The 21691-nt window shown below is 39.8% G+C and carries 15 protein-coding genes and 2 pseudogenes; 6 read left to right on the top strand and 11 right to left on the bottom strand.

The window, feature by feature from the left end:
- Positions 1-84: 84 nt before the first annotated feature.
- On the bottom strand, positions 85-369 hold the full coding sequence (locus V7K89_RS01375; RefSeq protein ID WP_335183955.1) for a hypothetical protein: 285 nt from the start codon (positions 367-369) through the stop codon (positions 85-87).
- Positions 370-715: 346 nt separating this feature from the next.
- On the opposite strand from V7K89_RS01375, the gene V7K89_RS01370 reads away from it, so the two are divergent.
- Positions 716-3544, top strand: coding sequence for an ATP-binding protein (locus V7K89_RS01370; protein WP_335183954.1), 2829 nt, complete (start codon positions 716-718; stop codon positions 3542-3544).
- 187 nt (positions 3545-3731) lie between these two features.
- Here V7K89_RS01370 and V7K89_RS01365 read toward each other — a convergent pair.
- From V7K89_RS01365 to V7K89_RS01355, 3 genes and pseudogenes are all read right to left on the bottom strand, one after another.
- Positions 3732-4142, bottom strand: a pseudogene (locus tag V7K89_RS01365) (ATP-binding cassette domain-containing protein); the annotation flags it as partial.
- Positions 4139-5227: an iron ABC transporter permease gene (locus V7K89_RS01360; protein WP_335183953.1), complete on the bottom strand. Its 1089-nt coding sequence runs from the start codon at positions 5225-5227 to the stop codon at positions 4139-4141. The pseudogene V7K89_RS01365 and the gene V7K89_RS01360, both read right to left, overlap by 4 nt.
- Positions 5228-5387: 160 nt before the next feature.
- Positions 5388-5807, bottom strand: a pseudogene (locus V7K89_RS01355) (ABC transporter substrate-binding protein); the annotation flags it as partial.
- A 775-nt stretch (positions 5808-6582) separates the two neighbouring features.
- Between V7K89_RS01355 and V7K89_RS01345 the strand changes: the two are divergent.
- The gene (locus V7K89_RS01345; protein ID WP_335183952.1) at positions 6583-7338 is read left to right on the top strand and encodes a hypothetical protein; all 756 of its coding nucleotides are present in this window, start codon (positions 6583-6585) and stop codon (positions 7336-7338) included.
- 613 nt (positions 7339-7951) lie between these two features.
- On the opposite strand, the gene V7K89_RS01340 is transcribed toward V7K89_RS01345, so the two are convergent.
- Together V7K89_RS01340 and V7K89_RS01335 are read right to left on the bottom strand one after the other, a co-directional pair.
- On the bottom strand, positions 7952-8785 hold the full coding sequence (locus tag V7K89_RS01340) for a metallophosphoesterase (RefSeq protein WP_335183951.1): 834 nt from the start codon (positions 8783-8785) through the stop codon (positions 7952-7954).
- Positions 8786-9005: 220 nt separating this feature from the next.
- A complete protein-coding gene (locus V7K89_RS01335) occupies positions 9006-9836 on the bottom strand; it encodes a metallophosphoesterase (RefSeq protein ID WP_335183949.1) in 831 nt (276 codons plus the stop codon).
- 158 nt (positions 9837-9994) lie between these two features.
- On the opposite strand from V7K89_RS01335, the gene V7K89_RS01330 reads away from it, so the two are divergent.
- Positions 9995-11233 (top strand): nucleotide-binding protein, encoded by a 1239-nt coding sequence (locus V7K89_RS01330; protein WP_335183948.1) that lies wholly within the window; start codon positions 9995-9997, stop codon positions 11231-11233.
- Positions 11234-11551: 318 nt separating this feature from the next.
- Here V7K89_RS01330 and V7K89_RS01325 read toward each other — a convergent pair whose 3' ends face one another.
- The gene (locus V7K89_RS01325) at positions 11552-11806 is read right to left on the bottom strand and encodes a GlsB/YeaQ/YmgE family stress response membrane protein (RefSeq protein WP_335183947.1); all 255 of its coding nucleotides are present in this window, start codon (positions 11804-11806) and stop codon (positions 11552-11554) included.
- 189 nt (positions 11807-11995) lie between these two features.
- On the opposite strand from V7K89_RS01325, the gene V7K89_RS01320 reads away from it, so the two are divergent.
- Entirely contained in the window at positions 11996-13342 is a 1347-nt protein-coding gene (locus tag V7K89_RS01320; protein WP_335183946.1) for an NAD(P)/FAD-dependent oxidoreductase, read from the top strand.
- Positions 13343-13366: 24 nt separating this feature from the next.
- On the opposite strand, the gene V7K89_RS01315 is transcribed toward V7K89_RS01320, so the two are convergent.
- The 3 genes from V7K89_RS01315 to V7K89_RS01305 all read right to left on the bottom strand — a co-directional run bounded on the left by V7K89_RS01315 (position 13367) and on the right by V7K89_RS01305 (position 17077).
- Complete coding sequence (locus V7K89_RS01315) at positions 13367-13534, bottom strand: hypothetical protein (RefSeq protein ID WP_335183945.1); 168 nt, start codon at positions 13532-13534, stop codon at positions 13367-13369.
- Positions 13479-15863, bottom strand: coding sequence for a single-stranded-DNA-specific exonuclease RecJ (gene recJ, locus V7K89_RS01310; RefSeq protein ID WP_335183944.1), 2385 nt, complete (start codon positions 15861-15863; stop codon positions 13479-13481). Before recJ ends, V7K89_RS01315 begins: the two co-directional genes overlap by 56 nt.
- Before the next feature lie 176 nt (positions 15864-16039).
- The gene (locus V7K89_RS01305) at positions 16040-17077 is read right to left on the bottom strand and encodes a threonine aldolase family protein (protein WP_335183943.1); all 1038 of its coding nucleotides are present in this window, start codon (positions 17075-17077) and stop codon (positions 16040-16042) included.
- Between the two features lie 664 nt (positions 17078-17741).
- On the opposite strand from V7K89_RS01305, the gene V7K89_RS01300 reads away from it, so the two are divergent.
- On the top strand, positions 17742-18524 hold the full coding sequence (locus V7K89_RS01300; RefSeq protein WP_335183942.1) for an ABC transporter ATP-binding protein: 783 nt from the start codon (positions 17742-17744) through the stop codon (positions 18522-18524).
- 84 nt (positions 18525-18608) lie between these two features.
- Positions 18609-20123 (top strand): MlaD family protein, encoded by a 1515-nt coding sequence (locus tag V7K89_RS01295; protein WP_335183941.1) that lies wholly within the window; start codon positions 18609-18611, stop codon positions 20121-20123.
- Positions 20124-20579: 456 nt separating this feature from the next.
- Here the strand turns inward: V7K89_RS01295 and V7K89_RS01290 are convergent, their stop codons facing one another.
- Positions 20580-21542: a hypothetical protein gene (locus V7K89_RS01290; RefSeq protein ID WP_335183940.1), complete on the bottom strand. Its 963-nt coding sequence runs from the start codon at positions 21540-21542 to the stop codon at positions 20580-20582.
- Positions 21543-21691: the final 149 nt, after the last annotated feature.

Here is a 21691-nt window from a genome sequence, read left to right as displayed (position 1 = left end):
CCGTATCAAGGATTGTATTAGGGCAATGTACGTTAGCGTAGCTCGTCGTAGACATCGCAGGCTCCTACACCTCTAGACTTGACCTCAAAACCTCACCATTCCACCTTTGAACAGCAACTCTCGAGCAAAAAGGGCGATCGCTCCACCTTTGAACAGCAACTCTCGAGCAAAAAGGGCGATCGCTCCACCTTTGAACAGCAACTCTCGAGCAAAAAGGGCGATCGCTTCACCTTTGAACAGCAACTGTCGAGCAAAAAGGGCGATCGTTCCACCTTTGAACAGCAACTCTCGAGCAAAAAGGGCGATCGTTCCACCTCTGAACAGCAACTGTCGAGTCAAAAGGGCGTAGGTGTAGCCTGTCGTAGACATCGCACCTTTAAGCTAAATTATGGTGTTAGAGGATGTTTTAAAAGTCCTATTGTCGGTATCAAAACGTTCTAGATTCTCTTAAATCCACGCCACTTGCTCATAGGGGTCTCCCCAAGTGGAGCGACTGGCGTGGGTTAGGGAGGCTCAATAAGTGCCTAAAATCACAGCTAAACACTTTTAAAACATCCTCGTTAATAAATGCTTGTGTTGTGAAGGTAATTTTCTCTAGTGATATACTCAACATCTAAGTATGATTCCGTACAGAAAGTTTTTGTTCAGAACATTTACGAGATGGGAACTCTAGGTAATAAGCTTAATTACAGTATCCCATCTAACACTGCCAATCATGTCCCATCCTGCTCACTCCACATTGAGCCAATCTTCTTACCCTCGCTTGACTAGAAGCCTAAGTGCTGTTGAAAGTTGGGGCTTTGGTTTGACAGCTCATATTTCTTGGACAGCATTGGTTCCAGCGATTCATGCTGCTCTCGGTTCCCAAGCTATTTTTGTTTGGATACCTGCGGTGATTTTTGGAATGCTGCTCAACTATCAGGTAAAACGCTTAGGTATGCATTTCATCAATGTAGCTGGAGGAACACCTAACTATGCTACCAAGCTACTGCAACACTACCCCGGACTAGCTCGCTATGCAGCAATTGGATACCTCCTCAATTGGGTTTCTTACTTGTCAGTGAATACAATCGTACTCAGAGATTTAATTAAAGTAAATTTAGAGACACTGGGTATTACCTGTCCAGACATATTTCTGGATATTAGCTTTACACTGTTGCCCTTTATTGTGGCGTTTAGTGGAACCCGTGCCCTGAGTATTTTACATTTGTTTTTTATAATTCCAGCCTTTGCACTGCTAATGACCTTCTGTGTTCAAGGTCTTAGCTGGTTAACGTTTTCTCCCGTTAGTCCTGGGTTTTTTCCTAGCAGTTGGTCATCTTTAAGCTTTGTGGATTGGGCAAAGTGGTTCTTTTTCGTCACTTATGCAACCTACAGCTGTGAAACGGCTTCTTCATTTGTCGCCGATAGCCGTCACCCCACCCAGACGCTACGTTTTCTAGACATTGCCGCCTGGATGATGCCACCCATCTTTTTGGGAGGGTCTTGGGTAGTGATGCGGTTAGCAACGAATCCCAACCTTAAAGACAATGCTTTCCTGAATCTGGTGGCAGCTTCTCGGCCCTTTTGGGGAAGATTCGCTGGTGTAAGTGTTTCTTTTTTGCTAGTAGCTGCTTGTCTGCTAGGTTCGGCAACGGTGGTTTCTAATTGCCCACGAATTTTGTATCAACTGGCCTTAGATAACCACATTTCACCAGTATTTTCCGTTGTCTCGCGTCGGGGTGTGTTTGTCCCAGCATTGACATTAACACTGGTGTTGTGCTTAATCTATCTAATTTGGGGAGATGTAGCGCGAATCGTGGCTGTTGGTAACATCGGTTGGTTTGTCTCTTTTATGTTACTGCATCTGGGGCTTTGGCTGCGGCGCGATCGCCCGGAAGTTTTGTTTCCTGGCATATCTCTGGCCATTCTGCTGTTAGAAGTTGTGGTGCTGTTGGTGGGCGGATTTGCCTGGGGTTGGCTTAACTTGGTGATTGGGTTATTATTTCCTATTGGTGTTATAGGAATAAACGCGGTAATTCGCCGTGTAAATTTCCCTGCTTTTAATCCTGATTGGTGGATGCGGCGATATCGCACTCGCCCTGTGGTAATTATCAAAGACTCAGTCATTCTTCAGGTAAGCATCCTGATTTTTTTACTGTGCAGCGCTGTGGCAGTTGGCTGGTTATTTGGCGTCAAACTTAATAAAGTGGCAACTGCGGGCGGTGAAAATATATTTGTGGTGCTACTAATGAGTGTGGCATTTGTGGGAGTAGCGATCGCTTGTTGGACAAGTTTACCGCAAGTGGTAGCGATCGCGGAAGCAAGAGTTGCTGCTGAACACCTGTTTACTGTCGCTCAGGATGGTATTTTAGTCGTAGATAATCAAGGCATTATTCGGCAAGCTAACCCAGCTACCGAATCATTCTTTGGTGTCAACCCATCAGAGTTGCTGGGAAATCACCTCAATAAATGGCTACCCGCATTAGTCTACTATCCAGAGCAATGGACAAAGCGTAGCGAACAAATTTTAATCAGTAATGGGAAAAACAGAACTCTGGAAGTTTCCATCTCAGATAGACCCCATCAGGATTTTCAAGAATATGTTGTGATTCTCCATGACATTACCCAGCGCAAACAAGCAGAGCAGATATTGCGATACTCAGAAGCACAATTGCGCCAAGAGGCAAAGCAGCTAGTATCTCAATTGGTGCATAGTGAAAAAATGTCGAGTTTGGGACAGTTGGTAGCAGGTGTAGCGCACGAAATCAATAACCCAATCAATTTTATTTCTGGCAATGTCAGCTATGCCAATCAATATATCCAAGATTTATTAAGATTGCTGCAATTATACCAGAAAAACTATCCTAATCCAGTAAAGGAAATTCAACAAGAAACAGAAGCGATCGACTTAGATTTTCTGATTGCAGACTTGCCCAACTTGCTAACTTCTATGACAGTTGGTACAGAACGAATCACAGAAATTGTCTTATCTCTGCGAAACTTTTCTCGGTTAGATAATGCAGAAATGAAAGCTGTGAATATCCATGAGGGTATAGATAATACATTGATGATTTTGGAACATCGCCTCAAACCTAAATCTAACAATCTAGCAATTGAGGTGATTAAAGAGTACGGCGACCTGCCATTAGTAGAATGTTATGCAGGACAGCTGAATCAAGTATTTATGAATCTTCTCGCAAATGCGATCGATGCTTTAGAAGAGTCATTAGTCATTAGTCATTCATCATTTGCAACCGACATAGACGTGCCAGCGGCTTCCCGCAGGGTAGGACAAATTCGCATTCACACTCAACTCACTAACCAAAAGCAAGTAGTTATTCGCATTGGCGACAATGGTTTGGGTATTCCAGAAGATGTACAAAAACGTTTATTTGAACCATTCTTTACTACTAAACCAATTGGTAAAGGTACTGGATTAGGTTTATCTATTAGTTACCAGATTATCACTCAAAAACATCGGGGAAAATTACAATGTATTTCTGCTCCTGGTCAGGGGACAGAATTTGTAATTGTAATTCCGTTAAACCAGCAAGCTGTCTAATTGTTAACATCATCTTACGTAGTGAAATTTTTAACCGAAGTAAAATGACTAACTTTGGTCGAAAGGGGAAAAAGTCGCTCCTCAAAATTAGTAATAGTGATATAGCTTATACTAATCGACTGCAAAGATTGCCACCAGAACATCAACTAATTTTTGCATTTACTACTGTTGCTATTTCCCTTGGATACAATACTTCTACAGATTTGATTATCCAATTGACTATTGCTTCATCTTCGGGTGTCAAATTTCCCCACCTGTCAGTGTAAGGATATCGTCCCAGAGTCACCAAAGTGTAGGCTGATAGCATTCCTACATCAACTTTCTCGGTAAGTACCAAACTCAGACGTTTGGCTAATTCTTGTGGTGCTAACTTGTAAATATTTTCTCCCAAGAGTCGCACTACACCTGATATTGGGAATCGCATTCCGGTAAGCGATCGCAGTAATGTAGATTTACTCGCACCATTGGGGTCAAGTAAGCAAACCAGTTCCCCAGCTTGCAGAGATACAGAAATATCTGATGCAACACACCGAACAGTTTTTCGGGATGTTTTATAACCAATAGTCAAATTGTGAGTTGTTAAAATCGCATCATTCATGACGGAAAAGATTTTTGGGAATTACGCCGCAGAATTACCCAAGTGACAACAGGAGTTCCTATCAAAGCGGTGACAGCATTTAAAGGTAAAACCATCTGACTTACCGCAAGTTGGGAAAACAAATCTGCAAACAATGCTAAGATTGCACCCATCATTGTTACACTAGGAATTAATATCCGATGATCGGAAGTATTGAATAGACCACGGCATAGATGAGGAATTGCTACACCTAAAAATGCGATGGGACCACAAAACGCAGTAATTGCTCCAGCTAATATAGATGCACTGGTAATAATTGAAAATCTGGTTTTTTGCACAGTTAAACCTAGACTACGTGCATAAGATTCACCAAGTAAAAGTGTATTCAAAGATTTTGATTGCAACACTGCTCCTAATAAACTCAAAACTATCACTGGAATTAAAACAACTAACTGTTTCCAAGTCACCCCAGCAAAACTACCAAAAGTCCACATAATATAACTTTGAATACGTTCTTTTGAGCTAAACTGCAACAAAATACTGACTATTGCACTAGTAGCATAGCCAAATAATAAACCTAAGATTAATAGTGTCATTGTGTCTTGCACTCGGCGAGAAACAACTAACATCATCCCTAAAACTGACGCTGCACCGAGACTTGCTGCTATGACTAAACCAAAATCACTAATTATTCCCAAATCTGCTAATAATGTTGGTGTTGTAACACTTGCTGTCAACACAACTAACGCTACACCTAAACTTGCACCAGAACTAATACCCAATACAAAAGGCCCCGCTAAGGGATTTTTAAATAGGGTTTGCATTTGTAAGCCACTCACACCTAAAGCCGCACCCGCTAAAATTGCAGTTAAAGCTTTAGGTAGGCGAAATTTGAGAATAATATGAGTCCATGCCACTTTTTCTGCTTCTTGTCCGAGCAAAATCTTTATTACTTCATTAACAGGGATATCAACTGAACCTAAAGCCAAGTCTAATAAAAAAGCCAAGATTAAACTTATAAGTATAATTAAAAAAATAATGGTTTTGAAAACTGGAGCTTTTTGGGTTAATAGGAGATTTTTAAATTTATATTTTTCCTTTAACATAATTAAATAAGTTTGTGGTAGTAAAATAATTTATCGTTAGGTAATATCTCTGGATACAATATTTTAATCAAATCAGATAAAACTATATCTGGATTACTGATTCCACCTTCCCAGTAATCATTACCTCCACTTTCAAACCCGCCTCTGTGAGTTTAGTCTAACTATCAGTCTGGGAATTTTCAGTACCAAAAGTTGTTACCAAGTCAGGATTTAATTCTAGTACTTTCTCTATATTCACATTGGAATTATCACCTACTTGTGTTACATTCCCGGCTTTGATTCTCTCAACTATGTCAGAAGTATTGACTTGTTTACTATTAATAATACCAATCAGTTTATCAACTAAACCTAATTTGGTTAGGTGGGATAAATGAGTAGTAGATAGAGAAACTATGGAATTAATGGGAACTGTAATTACCTGTGCTTGATTAAATCCTTTTGGCATGGGAGTTCCACATTGGACTAAAACATATTGAAACTTAGTAGTGGTATTCTGCCAAGGATTTTTTATTGTGACGATTTTGTAATGTTTATGATACTCTACTGCAAAGCCTATTGCATGAGAAATCTTAACCGTATTTTAGCATGGATTGTAGTCTGTCTGGGATAGTCCAGTTACGATGCCTACGGTGGGCTACGCCTACGCAAGCTGACTCACACCGGGAGCATCCCAGGCTTCGGGCTTCGATTGCTGCCCAAATACGCCGTGTTTTCTCGTTCAAATAGGGCTTTAATGAATCATACTTGTCTTGAATGCTTTTTACTACATGATTATCAGACATATAAGCCTTTGATTCGGTTACATTCTGATGAACTAACCATTTGTTCAGAAGGTGTAGGGTCTAGGGAACCCACCTTTGAAAACGTGAGATTGAAGCAATGACTCTGTATTTCTCGCGCTGCGCTACTGGTTATACATCTTTTTTTTACTGGGCTTTAGACCCTGCAACTGAAGTTTTTTATTTCTGTACTCCACACCCTACACCCTATACCCTTTTTTTGTAAATTGTTCAATTTATTTTTACATGATGCCATAGCAACAAATTAAAAATTTAGAAAATTGAAGCAAATTGTTAGATTTTTCGATCAATCCATTAACTGACAGTTTAATAACATCCATCTTTGGGATACTCTTTCTATTGATTAAGTATTAACTCTCTAAAGATTAAGTATTAACTCCCTGGAGATAGAGCCATTTGTTTGAGGGCAGAGGTTATTCTGAGATTACCAACAGTTGAGTAGCAAATAAGACTCAAGATTTATCAGCAACATATATTTTCAGTTCATTAAAACCTTTTGTTTTTACAAAGCTTTAGTTCATCAATATCTTAATCTGAGGAGTTAAATCAACGGCTATGTCTATTCCCAATGAACGCGAAATCAAAAACAGTGAAGTCAAGCAAGAATCTTACACTGATATTAATGGTAATACTCATACTGACTTGACACGAACTACTGAAACAGTCAAGAATAACACCGCTAATCCCAACTCTTATAGTAACGGTTACGTACATGGTCGAAATGTTGAACGTAACTACCAGCAAGCAGATTTAGCCCAGCGTGATGAAAACAATGCTAGTGGTGGTTTGCTGTTGGGTATTATCATTACTTCCGTGCTTGGTTTAGTTATAGGTGGGGTTTGGTACTTCAACCAGCAGAATAACGCAGCGGTTAACAATACTGTGCCGATCGCGGTTCCTGTACCGAGTAAGAGTAATCCAACTCCCAGTGCATCTCCTCAACCACAAACGAAAATAATCGAAACAACTAAGGAAGTCCCTGTTCCTGTTCCTGTTCCTGTTCCTGTTCCCCAACAGCAAGCTACACCTCCGTCTACACCTCGCCAACCGGATATTAACATTACTATTCCACCCCAGCAGCCTGCGGCAGAAAAAGCACCTTCTGTAACCCAGCCAGCCCCTAAAGCAGCACAAAGTCCGGCGACGAGTTCAACTACTAATACTCCGGCTTCGCAGAACGATAGTTCTATTAATACTGTTGCTCCTGGTACGAAAAGTGACACTTCTAAAACTACTACGCCTCAAGGAGTAGACAAGTCAAACAGTACATCTAATAGCGATTCTTCTACCACAGGCGATTCTGCTCAATAACGGGTTCTAAACTTTCAGTCCACTTGGTAATGTTGGCGTAAATGCCAACATTACCAAGTGGGGCAATTTTTAAGGAATATTTCTGAATTATTGCGATAAATTAATGGTCTTCAAGTTTAGTAAAGGTGTCTTGTAGCTCAATAAACACAATGCTAGATTAAGACCAAGGTACAAACAGGTTAAAAGTTAAACAAAAACTTTCAAGTTAGAGCCTGTGCCTCCTGCTCTAATCTTATCGTGATCGCTCTTTTGGTTGTGGCATCCGTTGAATGAATGTGTTTTTGCCTTAAGTTCAATGAGTTGTTTTGGAGGTTTTAGAACGCACAGCCAGAAAATGCCTGCCTAGTTGGAATATAAGGATGTGCAATTCTGAGTAAAGCGATCGCGAATACTGTCCACCAAATATTAAGTTAGTTATTTCTGAATTCTTCAATCTTCAAGGAACCGCCCCAAGCTATTGAGATTTATCTATCGTAGCTTCAGGCGGTTTCTGCTTTGAGTTTATGTATTTAAATTGCACTTTGACTAGTGAAGGCTGTCATTTGTCCTTTGTCCTACCCTGCGGGAAGCCGCTGGCGCGTCTATGTCAGTTATTTAGACCAATGACCAATGACTAATGACGAATTAAAGTAATTACAGTCACTTCAGGTGGACAAAATAAACGTCCTGGTTTATAAGTTCCTAAACCACGATTAACATATAGTTGATTTTCTTCTATCTTGTGAAACCCTTGTGCCCACTGCCAATATCGGACTACTTTCGAGCAGTCTCCTAAGAAAAATATTACCCAACGCCGCAATTTTTTGGGAATTTGTTTGAGGAGCTTTTTATAATAAAGTACTACAGGGCCAATGCCCGGAATAACGATGTGACCACCGTGGGTATGACCAGATAGTTGCAAATCTACGCGCCATTGTTGCAATATCTTGGCTGTATCTGGGTTATGAGATAAAACGATGCGCGGTGTAAGCGAGTCTAGTTGATTGATGACTGGTGCGGGGTAAAATTCCTGTGACCAATAATCAGCTAGTCCTACCAGTGGTAATTCTTTTCCTAGTGGATAGGCGATTTCATTCCAAAGTACGTGAACCCCAATGCTGGTTAACGCTTGTGTAACTTCTGCTTTGGAGTGACTGTAATAGATATCGTGGTTCCCAAGTACGGCGTAGATACCACAGCGACTTTGCAGATGTTTGAGTCGAAGCACCAATTGATGGATTGGTGTGGGATCGTCAGTTACGTAGTCACCAGTTAGTAGAATTAAATCTGGTTCAGCTTCATTAGTAAGTGCGATCGCTTTTTCTAACATCTCTTCCGACAGTCGCAAACCATCATAGTGAAAATCTGACAACTGTACTAACGTTGTACCTTGTAAAGATGCAGGAAGTTCCGCAATCTTAACCGTTATTTTATCTACTCTTAAATGTCCTGTAAATAACCAATGCATAAGTCAACCGATACTCCTCATACCAGCGCTTACAGCTTACCAAAAATCAAAATGTAACTTGATAAAATGCAATAATTTATGTCATCTACTCCAGATACAAATTAATTCATTGATTTTAAATTATCCGATGAAAGTAAGTAGGTTATGACTGAGTTTGCAAACACTCATTAACCAAAATACCTGCTGTGATTGCGTTCTTTTATTTTGAATTTGGAATTACCTACTCATCTTGTAAAGTGATTATAGTAACTTCTGGGCGGCAAAATAAGCGTCCTGGGAGGTAAGTTCCCAAACCACGATTGATATATAGCTGGTTTTTACCTAGCCGATGCAAACCCTGCACCCATTCCCAATGCTTGACTACAGAAACATTTACTTGTAAAAATGGGAATCGACGCCGCACTTTTCTGGGTATTTTTTTTACAAGCTTTTCGTACAACAACGCCGCAGGACCAATTCCGGGAATCACGATTTGACCACCGTGAGTATGACCAGATAATTGTAAATCAACTCGCCATGCTTGTAATATCTCGGCAGTATCTGGGTTATGAGATAAAACGATGCAGGGTGTGTCAGAGTTTAGCTGGTTCATAACTGGTGCAGGGTGGAATTCCCGTGACCAATAATCAGCAAGTCCAACGAGTGGTAATTCTTTTCCTAATGGATAGGCAATTTCATTCCAAAGGACGTGAATTCCAATACTAGTAAGGGCTTCTGTAACTTCGGCTTTTGCCTGTTTATAATAAATATCGTGATTGCCAAGAATAGCATAGATACCACTGCGACTTTGCAGATTTTTGAGTCGAAGTACCAGTTGGTGAATTGGCGTCGGTTCGTCAGTTACGTAGTCACCAGTTAATAAAATTAAATCTGGTTCAGCTTCGTTAGTAACTGCGATCGCTTTTTCTAACATCTCTTCCGACAGCCGCAAACCATCATAGTGAAAATCTGACAACTGCACCAGCTTTTTACCTTGTAACGATGCAGGCAACCCTGCAATGTTAACCGTCAATTTCTCTATACTCAACGGTCCAGATAACAACCAATGCATAAAACGTTTAATAAAGCTCAATCATAGCGTTTACAGCTTAACTGAACATTGTTGGTTTGTGTGTAGCGACCAGAGCAACTTATTGAAAATTTTATGAAAGCTGTATATTTTAGTGTATTTATACTTAGTTAAAATCAGACGTAACTTTGCTGTTAATTATGTCAGTTTATTTGGGTAAAGTATATTGTATTACATACTACCACGTTGAACCAAAACATTTAAAGCTGTTTATGTCGTCATTATTAGAGCCACAATTTATCCAGGATTTTACCCACTTTGAGCAGCACGTAGCAAAATTGCTCCATAAAGCAGATTGGACAGTTGAAACCGCAAAGACCAATCAACCTGGCTATGATTTAGTAGTTAAAAAAGGAAACCTAGTTGGTGTTGTTCAGGTAAAATGGCTAAGAAGTAATGTCACAGCACCACAGCTTTTAAAGTTTGCTGACTTTTTAGATTCTGATGAAGGCAAAAAATTTAATTTTGGTTGGTTCATAACTACAAAAGGATTTGGCGGCCCAGCATTGGCATTAATGAGAACCTGGGGTAAAGATACTAAAATTCGCTGTGGGATTGCCCATGAAAATAAGCTGGTTGGGATTGATGGTGATGACGTCATTGGGGGCAGAGGGAATCCTGAATGTTCCAGAGGAACTACGCCAAAAAAAGTTTACTTTGGAGTTTTTACCTGTAAAGGCGGAGTAGGAAAAACAACTGTAGCAGGTCATTTAGCAGGAGCATTAGCACTGCAAGGATTTAATGTAGCACTGGTGGATTTAGACCCAGAACAAAATCTGCAAAAATTAGTAGGTGATGGGGTTTTTGTTCCCAATCCTAAAGGGGTAGGTACAACTATTCAAGTATTTGATGGAAATGATTGGAATGAAGATGCTGCCCGTGACTGTCAAATAGTAATTTGCGATTGCTCACCAGCATTAGAGCGTAATCCCTCAGACCTAGTTAAGCGATTAGATTATTGTATTATCCCAACAACCTTCAATCCATTGGGAATAAGTAAGCACGGTAAGGTTATTCAAAATACAGTTAAAGAAATACGTGAAATCAATAAGTTAGCTCATTTATTTGTATTAGTTAATAACTTTAAAGACCCTGGTATTAAGCGCTTAAGGCTGATAAAAGAAGTTTATTCTAATGCTTATAAAGAAACTAGTAAAATAGATAAAAAATTTCATTGTATAGATCCAGAAGAAGTTTGTATTCGGAGTAGCGACTTACTTTACTACTGGGGTATACATATACTCGAAAATCCAGAAAATCCTGCCAGTAGATTAGCCTTTGATCTAGTTGGCGGAAGATGTTACCCGCGTGAAGATTTTATCAACTTAGCAGATTATATTGAAAGAGAAGCTGGTATAGGAATTCTTAGAGCTAATTAAGACTTGTTAAGATAAGTTTGCATTTAGCGATCGCTAGTCTTCCTATATAATTTTTAGCAATACCTATGCTGAAACTGAGGGCTTTTCTTACTACCTAATGGATTTTTCAAACCCCTTTTAAGCCACAATACCCCTTATTAATGCTAAGTTTGACTATTTGATTGCAAAATAATCAAAAAAATAACGCCTACCTGTAATTTTCTGGTGACGTTATTTTTTAATTTAATTCACAGTTAAAAACAGTTAAATGAATGTGCTAAATCTATCTCTTTGATTCACCACAATTTTTTATACAGTGCTGTGGTTGGTTAACAAGTTCTACAAGAAAACTGCGACAATTGCACCAAGTACGGCTACTGCAATACCCGGAATAGTAAAACTAGTAGCGGTTAGGGTTAAGGTTCGTGTACTGAAAAATACACCTAAATTACCGCCAACAAAAGCACCGATGATTCCTAACAATATGGTTCCTATAATTCCGCCACCTTGATGACCAGGATAGATAGCTTTTACGATCGCATTGAGACTGCGCTGATGAAGTTGCTTGCAAAAGCTGGTGGTGCAGGGATTCACATACTTTTGTACACCCAGCGACCTGACAAGAACATAATTGGCATAGAGCCGACTTGAGGATATAAAGACTAACTTTGATTACTTTCATCATTTTTTCAACTGTTCTAAATAAACAGCAACCATCATCATAATGCTGTTACATCTTTGTTAAGAATAGTTACAACTTCTTAACACAAGGAAATATTGATTATGGTAGTCTCACTTGAAAAGAATGCACCACATCGGGTTGTTATCGTTGGTGGCGGCTTTGGTGGACTGTATACAGCAAAAGCTTTGAAGACAGCAAATGTAAATGTGACTCTCATTGATAAACGTAACTTTCACCTATTTCAGCCGCTTTTATATCAAGTTGCCACAGGTACGCTATCACCTGCTGATATTTCTGCACCATTGCGATCTGTATTCAGCAAAAGCAAGAATACAAAAGTGTTGTTAGGAGAAGTAAATGATATCGATCCAAAAGCGCAAGAAGTTATTCTGGGTGATGAAGTAGTACCTTATGATACATTAATTGTCGCCACAGGTGCTAACCATTCCTATTTTGGTAAAGATAACTGGAAAGAATTTGCTCCTGGCTTGAAAACTGTTGAAGATGCCATAGAAATGCGTCGTCAGATATTTTCGGCATTTGAAGCGGCAGAAAAAGAAACCGATCCAGAAATTCGCCGTGCTTTGTTGACTTTTGTGATTGTGGGAGGTGGCCCCACCGGTGTAGAATTATCGGGGGCGATCGCGGAATTGGCATACCAAACTCTCACAGAAGATTTCCGCAGCATCAACACCTCAGAAGCGAGAATTTTACTATTGCAAGGGGGCGATCGCATCCTGCCACACATTGCGCCAGAGTTATCGAAAGTAGGAGCAGAATCTTTGCAAAAGTTGGGTGTGGCTGTCTACACTAACACCAGAGTCACAAATATTGAAAATAACATCGTTACTTTCAAGCAAGGCGATGAATTAACAGAAATTACCGCAAAAACTATATTGTGGGCAGCCGGTGTTCAAGGTTCGCCTATGGGGAAAGCCCTAGCAAAAAGCACAGGTGTAGAGTGCGATCGCGACGGACGGGTGATTGTAGAACCAGACTTGTCTATCAAGGGTTATAAAAACATTTTTGTAGTGGGAGATTTAGGTAACTTTTCCCATCAAAATGGTAAACCCTTACCTGGTGTTGCACCTGTAGCCAAACAACAAGGAGAGTATGTAGCTAAACTCATTAAACGCAGGCTTCAAGGTGAGACATTACCACAATTTCGTTACAATGACGTGGGTACTTTGGCGATGATTGGGCAAAATTTAGCTGTTGTAGATTTAGGCTTAATCAAACTCAAAGGTTTCATTGCTTGGGCCTTTTGGCTAGTAATTCACATCTATTTCTTAATCGAGTTTGACACTAAAATAGTAGTAGCAATTCAGTGGGGGTGGAATTATATCACTCGTAATCGTCGCTCTAGATTGATTACAGGTCGAGAAGCTTTTGTAGAAACAAAAACTATCAACAATAGGGTGCAACAGCCTTCTGGGACAGCTCTGTAACTTCAGGGATCAGCTAAGTAATTTCTATACTTGCAAACTGCTGTCATTTAGTGCGATCGCGATCGCACTACATAAAATGGGACTTGGTTGAAAATCCCTATTTTGTTGGTGTAGCGAACGCCATAAACCCTGTAAATTATTTACTGTCGTAGCTGGCGATCGCCACAATCGTAGATAAAGGAACTTCCGCAAAATACTGTTGCTGAAATTGTTCTTCTCGGACAGCAGCTAAAAATCTTGCAACTGCTTCATCAGCAAGGTTTTCGGCACTATCGCTTGGATGCCAGGTAATTTGTAAAGAACGGTCTTGTCGTTGAACTGTGAACCCTAAGTATTTTAAAGCTTTGATTCCGACAAGTAAGGTTTGGTCGCTGATGCCGATTTTCTCTAAAAGTTGTCCACGGGTAACTAGTTGATTTGTGCGACTGAGATATTTAGCAATTCCAACAAGCGTCAGCCAAATTTGATTGGGTGGTTGGTGCTGAGGTTTAGACCATGCGAGCGCTAATTGTTGCTGATTGTCAAGCCCAGACTTAGAGCGGCTTGTCGCCAAACATCGCCGCAACCACATGCGTAAATCATCCCAATTCGTGGGACAATCTTCAATAATTAGTGCTGAAGGCTGAGTGCTGGGTGCTGAGTGTTCCTGATTCCTTAAGTCTAGAATAAATGGTGTTAGCGATAGCGGGGCGTTGAGCCACTGCTGAGTGTTAAGTGCTGAGTTAACAGAAGAACGCACGGCAATTAATCTAATCTCATAACGTTTTTTGAAGGTGTTGTAGTCTAATTCTGCTATGCAATCACATCTTCCTATGGGCAATTCATCTTTATAGTGTCCCCACCATAAGCCAGGAAAAGCACTTCTGGTGGAATCATCCCGAGTATCAAACTCAGTTTTAATGTACTGTACCTTTTTCCCTTGCCAATCCTGCTGATTGCGATGCCAAGAATTTTCAAACCAACAGTTTTGAATTAGCAATTTTGGAACAGGATTACCCATTCCACAAGGTTCTAGCAGTTTCAGTTCCAAAAATAACTCTTTCCCCAAGTCTGCAACTGTTACTGTCAAGTCTGCTTGCACGGTTGGCGTTAGAGTTGTACTACCTAAAGATTGCCGCAACTGCTGATTAATCGCCACTGTAAATAAAGGAATGTTCTCCACCAACAAACTTAAACCCGCTGCAAAGGGATGTCCCCCAAAGCGATGTAATAAATGTGCTTGGTCTTTCACCAATTGATATAAATCGACAGAATTCACCGAACGGGCGGAACCCCTTGCAAGCAAAGAAGAAAAATTGCTCCCCTGCTCCTCTGCTCCTTCTGTACTCAACAAAATCGTCGGGCGACCTGTTTCTTGTGCTATCTGTCCGGCGACTAAGCCCAATACTCCCGTGGGCCATTGGGCATCTTCTAAGACAATGACGCTGGTGGTTGATAAGTCTAATTGAGTAAGTTTTTGCGCCACTTGTGCTTGCACATCTTTTTGTAAAGATTTGCGACGGGCGTTGGCGAGTTCTGTAACTTCGGCTAGTTCGTTACAACGTTTGACATCCCGACTAGTTAATAATTCCACGCAGAAACAGGCATCACCTTGGATGCGGCTAACGGCGTTAATTCTTGGGCCCAAACCAAAAGAAATATCTGTGGGGCGATCGCCACTTTTCTGGCATAATTCTAATAATCTTCCTACCCCTGGCCGCCGCCGCGCTGCTGCTGGCTGTTTAAAATCTTCTTGCAATCGTTGAATTCCCATCTGTGCCAAGTAGCGGCAATCTCCACTTAACTGCACTAAGTCGGCAATTAATCCGACTGCGACTAAATCTAATAAATCTTCTAAGGGATATTTGGCAACATTGGGCAGGCTTTGATATAGTGCTTCCACCAACTTATAAGCTACCGCCACCCCAGAAAGATTAAATAACTGATGTTCCTTTAGTAAATAACGGGGATTGATAATCGCTGCGAGGGGTGGGCGTTCAGGTGGTAAGGTGTGATGGTCTGTAACTATTACATCTATGCCTAACTGTTTAGCATAAATAATTTCCTCAATATTTGTACTACCCGTATCGCAAGTAACTATTAATTTGCAACCTTGTTTTGCTAAATTATCAATGCCTTGATTATTAAGTCCGTGGGATTCTTTCAGGCGATTGGGAATATAGTAAATTAACTGAGTATTTTGAGCGAAAAACTGCCCCAATCCATCCCAAAGTACTGATGTAGCGGTAATCCCATCGGCATCGAAATCTCCCCAAATGGCAATTTTTTCTTTAGTATTATATGCTAGTCGCAAGCGTGCGATCGCCAGATGCATTTCTTGCCCAAACTCAAAGGGACTTGCTGGTTGATAAGCTTCATAATTGATAAAAGCTGTTAATTTTTGGCGATCTTTAATACCTCGTTGCCACAATAACTGTGCTGCATATAGTCCACTTGATGCAGGTGTATACTGTTTTACTGCTTGGATAAACCACTCTGGTGGTTGTTCAGTTGTTGCTATAATCCACTGTTGTTCTGACATATAAATAAAGTGAGGAGTTAGGAGTGAAAACTATTAAAATATAAAGCTGTGTTAAAGCATTGAAGATGGCTAATACGGAATTAAAAATATCTTCAGAAAGTAAAATCATTAAAATCATCTGACTTAAATTTAATCGTACTAATGAATTTTAGTTTTAGAAAAGTGGTATAAATTACTTACTTTTTTGCATTTTTAATATCACCAACTAATTCATCAATCCTTGATTGAGTAGTATTCCAAGAACACATAAAACGTACTCCTCCCACACCAATAAATGTATAAAACTGCCAGTTCTTTGCTTTTAAGCTGTGAATGACTTCTTCAGGTAGTTTTACAAATACGGCGTTTGCTTCTCTAGGAAACATCAAGTCAACGCCTTCTATGTTTAATAGTTGATTTTCTAAATATTCAGCACATTGATTAGCGTGTCTGGCATTTTTTAGCCAAGCACCAGTTTCTAATAAACCCAACCAGGGAGCAGAAATAAACCGCATTTTTGAAGCTAGCTGGCCTGCTTGCTTGCATCGATAATCAAAATCCTCTGCTAGCGCTTTGTTGAAGAAAAGAATGGCTTCACCTAATGCCATTCCATTCTTAGTACCACAAAAGCATAATACATCCACTCCAGTTTTCCAAGTAATTTCAGCAGGGCTTTTATTCATAGCAGCAACTGCATTTGCAAAACGAGCGCCGTCCATGTGAATCTTTAAGTTATATTTGTTTGCAACTTCTTTAATACTTAAAAGTTCTTCAATAGAATATAAAGTTCCTAATTCAGTTGATTGTGTAATGCTAATAACTTTAGGTTTAGGATAATGAATATCAGTGCGTTTAGTGACAATTGCCTTTATAGCTTCTGATGTTAATTTGCCATTTTTGCCTTGAGCAAGTAGTAGTTTTGAGCCATTAGATGCAAATTCAGGTGCGCCACATTCATCTGTTTCGATGTGAGATGTCTCATGGCAAATGACGCTGTGATATGACTGACAAAGAGCAGCTAAAGATAAAGAATTTGCAGCTGTACCGTTAAAGGTAAAAAATACTTCACAATCAATTTCAAAGAGTTCACGAAAATAATCTGTTGCTTTTTGAGTCCATTCATCATTTCCATAAGCTGGAACACTACCTTGATTTGCCCTAATCATGTATTCCAGTGCTTCAGGACAAATACCAGAGGAATTATCACTTGCAAACTGTTCTAATTGGCTACTCATAATTTAGATTTTTATTTTTAACAGTTATTATTCCAATAATAGTAAATAATTTGTAAGTTTGCCAACTATCAGATTGACAAATAATACTATTAATCTCTCACTTGATCTAGTAGTTATGCTAATTCCAATAACTTTGGATGAGAGCAAAATAATTTTTTATAGCCATCTTAATCATTTATAAAAATATATTTTTGAGTTAATATAAAAAATTAAAAATTTGAATATTTTGATTTTTATAAATTAAATTTGATTGTTACACCTTGTATTAACTTACTTAATGATTTTTTTTGCTGTAACTTTTCTCTGAAGTAGTTATAAATTCAAGTAGTATAGTAATAGTATTAAATGAGTTTACTGACGTCTCGAGAAAACTGAAATCTTATTTTCACATCACTGAGATGTTTAATTACTACGGTGTCTTGGTCAGCCTTGCGTTGAGGGTATTTTGAGACGTTAAACATCGCAAATAACTAAATATTATGCTAAAAAAATAAAGTTTGCTAATCAAAATGCTAATTATGTATTTATAATACACTATACAATGTCCTACCAATAACTATGAAATCACTATTTGGCATATTTGTCCTTTGTTAGTTCTCAGTAATCATTTGTTTATTTTCTACTGACTAATGACCAATGACCAATGACCAATGACTAATAACTAATGACTGAACCATTGATTGAACTGAAAGGTGTTTCTAAGTCCTTTGGTAACCATAAAGTTCTAGATAATATAGACTTGACTATTAACCGGGGAGAATCACTGGGGATTATTGGGCCATCAGGGACTGGGAAATCAACTATCTTACGAGTAATAGCAGGGTTAACTAATCCCGATGAAGGAGAAATTTATGTCAAAGGAGTGCGGCGAGAGGGTTTGATTGAGGATGACGGTCAGCAGGTTGGCATTAGTATGGTGTTTCAGCAGGCGGCACTATTTGATTCGCTGACAGTGGACGAGAATGTAGGATTTTTACTTTATGAAAATTCAAAGCTGCCGCGATCGCGCATCCGAGATTTGGTACAAGAAAAATTGGAGATGGTAGGTTTGCCAGAAGTAGGCGACCAATACCCAGCCGAACTTTCCGGGGGAATGCGAAAACGGGTGAGTTTTGCCCGTGCGATTATCTCTAATCCCGATATTCCCAGTGAAGCCCCAGAAGTTCTACTATACGACGAGCCAACAGCCGGACTCGATCCCATTGCCTCAACGGTAATCGAAGATTTAATCCGTAACTTGCAATGTTTACATGGAGTTTGTGGTACTTATGCCGTTGTTACCCACCAGGACAGCACTATCCGCCGTACATCTGATAGACTTATATTTCTTTATGAAGGTAAAGTGCAGTGGCAAGGTACAGTTACTGAAATATACAACACAGAACATCCCTTGATCAGACAATTTATGAGTGGAACTGTTGAAGGCCCGATTAAAGTCGCCGGCTAGAAACTTAAAAATGAGGAGTAAAGAGTTACTAACTCCTAACTTTTAACTCCTAATTGGTTATTGGTTGTTGGTGGAGGCAAAACAATGCGAGGTCTTATGACAAGCCGCTTCGCCTCTGGGCGAACATTTAGAGAAGGTTCTGTGGGGTTATTACTCCTGCTAGGACTAGGGGTATTTGGATTACTCTTTTTGTGGTTAAATAGATTGACTGCTGCTGGTCGTTCATACAAAATTATTGTAGAATTTGCTAATGCTGGCGGAATGCAAAAGGGATCACCAGTTCGCTATCGTGGCTTTAAGGTAGGAACTATTTTCCAAGTTCGACCAGGGCCAAATGCCATTGATGTAGAGATTGAAATTCCCCAACCTAACCTAATTATCCCTCGCGATGTAGTGGTGGAAGCTAATCAAAGCGGATTAATCAGCGAAAGTATTATCGACATTACACCAAAAGCAACATTACCTGCTGGGGTTGTGCTTGCTAAACCCCTAGATAAAAATTGTGATACCAGCCTCATCGTCTGCAATGGCTCTCGGTTAAAAGGTCAGCTTGGCATCAGTGTTGATGATCTAATTCGCAGTTCAACTGAACTAGCCAGTGCATACAATGACCCCAAATTTTATCGAAATGTCAATAGGGTTCTAGAGACTACCACAGGCGCAGCATCTAGTTTTACTCAGCTAAGTCAGGATTTACAAGGTTTGACCAAAAGCTTACGATTACAACTTAATACCTTTTCTGCCACGGCTAATTCAGTGCAACGGGCGACAAATCAACTTAATGCATCCGCAAATCAAACACTAAACAAATTTGATGCAACTGCAACTCAAGCAAATCGATTGCTGAATAACCTGGATAATCTGTTGACAACAAATCGTTCGGCCCTGGTTGGTACTTTGAATAATATCACCGAAACCAGTAACCAATTGCGGGTTACAGTCAGTAGCTTATCACCATCTGTGAATCGATTGACTAAAGGAGAATTACTCAACAATTTAGAAACGCTTTCAGCAAATGCAGCCCAAGCTTCAGCTAATTTACGCGATGCTTCTAAAACCTTAAAAGATCCCAAGAATGTGCTGCTGTTGCAACAAACTTTAGATTCAGCACGAGTCACCTTTGAAAATACCCAAAAAATTACATCTGATTTAGATGAATTGACAGGCGATCCTAATTTCCGTAAAAATCTGCGGCAATTGGTAAATGGTCTAAGTGGTTTAGTATCTTCTACACAACAGATGCAGCAACAAGTGCAAGTTGCTACTACTCTAGACTCGGTAAAAGCTGCTGTGAGTAAACCAAAGAATCTAATTTTTACCTCAGCACCAAACCAACAGGCGATGTTTAATGACAAGTCGCTACCAGTCAACGAAATTAATCCCTCAGCGGCTAATTTTGCAAGTACCGACACTGACCTTCAACCAAGTCCCAGTCCGTCTATCTCGAACTCATCCCAAGAAAACCTTTTGAAGCAGCTGCGTGAGTATAGCAAGCAACGACAGCAACTGGAGACGGAGAAAGAGTCAATACAGCTTGACCCTTCAGCTTCGCTCACTGCTGACCCTGAGCGAAGCCGAACTGTTGAGAATTTTAAGTAAGATATTTTACTGTCAGGTAAATATGTTGAAGCTCATCGACACCATTCGCCATAACCTTGAAAACCGCATTATTTTGTTGACTGGTGTCGATTATTTGCACAGTAAGGTTTTCAGGCTGCAAAACCCATTGCTTATTGATAATTAGTTGATGGTTGTTGACAATTTTAAAAGTGGCGTCGATTTGGATATCTCAAAGCCTTGCTTAATAAGGGTTACAGAAGGCAACTTTTTCCATAACCACTTCCCCTAAAGGGGATGGAAAATATAGTAAATTTAGTTAGTAGGTGGAATACCACTTATATTTTGGTAGGTGGACAGCAGCGAAATTAGCTACCTACATGATGGAGGAAACAGGAATTAAGTTAAAAGGTAACGCTGTTATGGTAAGTTAAATGTGGAACAGCTTATCTTCCAAAACTTAAATAAGTTTGCTCCCATTAATGACAGCACCCGCTTTTAAGAACGAATTAACATTGGGTCATAAATTTGACACTCTTGAACCCCATAATTGCACAGAATAGAGCTAGCTATATCTTGCTCATTATCTGTCCCACTAACGATAAGTATGTAATTGCCTTGCTCTATTTGCTCATTGTAAAAGCGTGCCCACTCATCTGCTATTCCTAACCTCATAGCGTCAAAGCGTTCACTTAAATTAATGCCTGTTGACCCAACCAATTGAGAAAAGTCTTTGCAAATTAAGGAAATCTGGTTTAATGAAAAACCTGCAATACACATATCCTTAATTGCCGTTTCAGCATTCTCTATGCTATTAAAGCAACTAACACCATACTTAGACATCATCCCACTTTTATTAGGAATGGCAGTAGCAGAAGTCGTTGTGGTCAGATAATTTGTAGTTTCATATTCACTGTTGAGATGCTCGTAAATGCCAAACTCTTCAATACCCCAACGCCGTAGTATTTCTTCTACTTTAGCAATTTCAAAAGATGTACAATCTACGATTATTAAATAGTGTCCATCCTCTACTCGCTCGTTATATGCTCTAGCTTGTTCTGACGACATTCCCCAACCAACTAATGCACCAGCAAAAGTCCCAGTGGCAGCACCAATACTTGCTCCAACAAGGGTTGTAACCAAAGCAGTTGCTGCTGCCCCAGCCAGCATTATTGGGCCAACTCCAGGGATTGCTAAAGTCCCAAGACCCACTAATAAACCAGTTAACCCACCAACAGCGCCCCCTGAAAGCCCTCCTACTGTTGCACCTTCATCAGCTTTATCACCAGTGTCCTCTTTAATTTCATTATCGGCAATCTCATGATTGTGATCTGAATTCTGTACAACTACAGATACTTTCTCCATCGCCAAGCCAGAATCTCTCAACTCATGTATTGCCTGCTCTGCATCTATCCGATGAGTAAATACGCCTACAGCGCGTTGATATTGACTTAAAACCATTATTACTCCTTGGTTATAGGGAAAAGATTAATCACTGACAAAGTTGATTCTTCAGTATTTGTTATATTAAATACGAGTTGGTTCCACTGAAAACTATCCTTAGTAATAAAATATATTCTCTCGCTCATTAGGTAGGCAAGAACACCCTC

Origin of the sequence: Nostoc sp., assembly GCF_036917515.1 — a bacterium.
Lineage (GTDB): Bacteria > Cyanobacteriota > Cyanobacteriia > Cyanobacteriales > Nostocaceae > Nostoc.
This window is presented reverse-complemented; position numbering and strand designations above follow the sequence as displayed.

Coding starts and splice junctions, on each gene's coding strand:
- V7K89_RS01375 (WP_335183955.1), bottom strand. CDS start 369: ATGTCTACGACAGGCTACACCTACGCCCTTTTGACTCGACAGTTGCTG.
- V7K89_RS01370 (WP_335183954.1), top strand. CDS start 716: ATGTCCCATCCTGCTCACTCCACATTGAGCCAATCTTCTTACCCTCGC.
- V7K89_RS01360 (WP_335183953.1), bottom strand. CDS start 5,227: ATGTTAAAGGAAAAATATAAATTTAAAAATCTCCTATTAACCCAAAAA.
- V7K89_RS01345 (WP_335183952.1), top strand. CDS start 6,583: ATGTCTATTCCCAATGAACGCGAAATCAAAAACAGTGAAGTCAAGCAA.
- V7K89_RS01340 (WP_335183951.1), bottom strand. CDS start 8,785: ATGCATTGGTTATTTACAGGACATTTAAGAGTAGATAAAATAACGGTT.
- V7K89_RS01335 (WP_335183949.1), bottom strand. CDS start 9,836: ATGCATTGGTTGTTATCTGGACCGTTGAGTATAGAGAAATTGACGGTT.
- V7K89_RS01330 (WP_335183948.1), top strand. CDS start 9,995: ATGTCAGTTTATTTGGGTAAAGTATATTGTATTACATACTACCACGTT.
- V7K89_RS01320 (WP_335183946.1), top strand. CDS start 11,996: ATGGTAGTCTCACTTGAAAAGAATGCACCACATCGGGTTGTTATCGTT.
- recJ (WP_335183944.1), bottom strand. CDS start 15,863: ATGTCAGAACAACAGTGGATTATAGCAACAACTGAACAACCACCAGAG.
- V7K89_RS01305 (WP_335183943.1), bottom strand. CDS start 17,077: ATGAGTAGCCAATTAGAACAGTTTGCAAGTGATAATTCCTCTGGTATT.
- V7K89_RS01300 (WP_335183942.1), top strand. CDS start 17,742: ATGACTGAACCATTGATTGAACTGAAAGGTGTTTCTAAGTCCTTTGGT.
- V7K89_RS01295 (WP_335183941.1), top strand. CDS start 18,609: ATGCGAGGTCTTATGACAAGCCGCTTCGCCTCTGGGCGAACATTTAGA.
- V7K89_RS01290 (WP_335183940.1), bottom strand. CDS start 21,542: ATGGTTTTAAGTCAATATCAACGCGCTGTAGGCGTATTTACTCATCGG.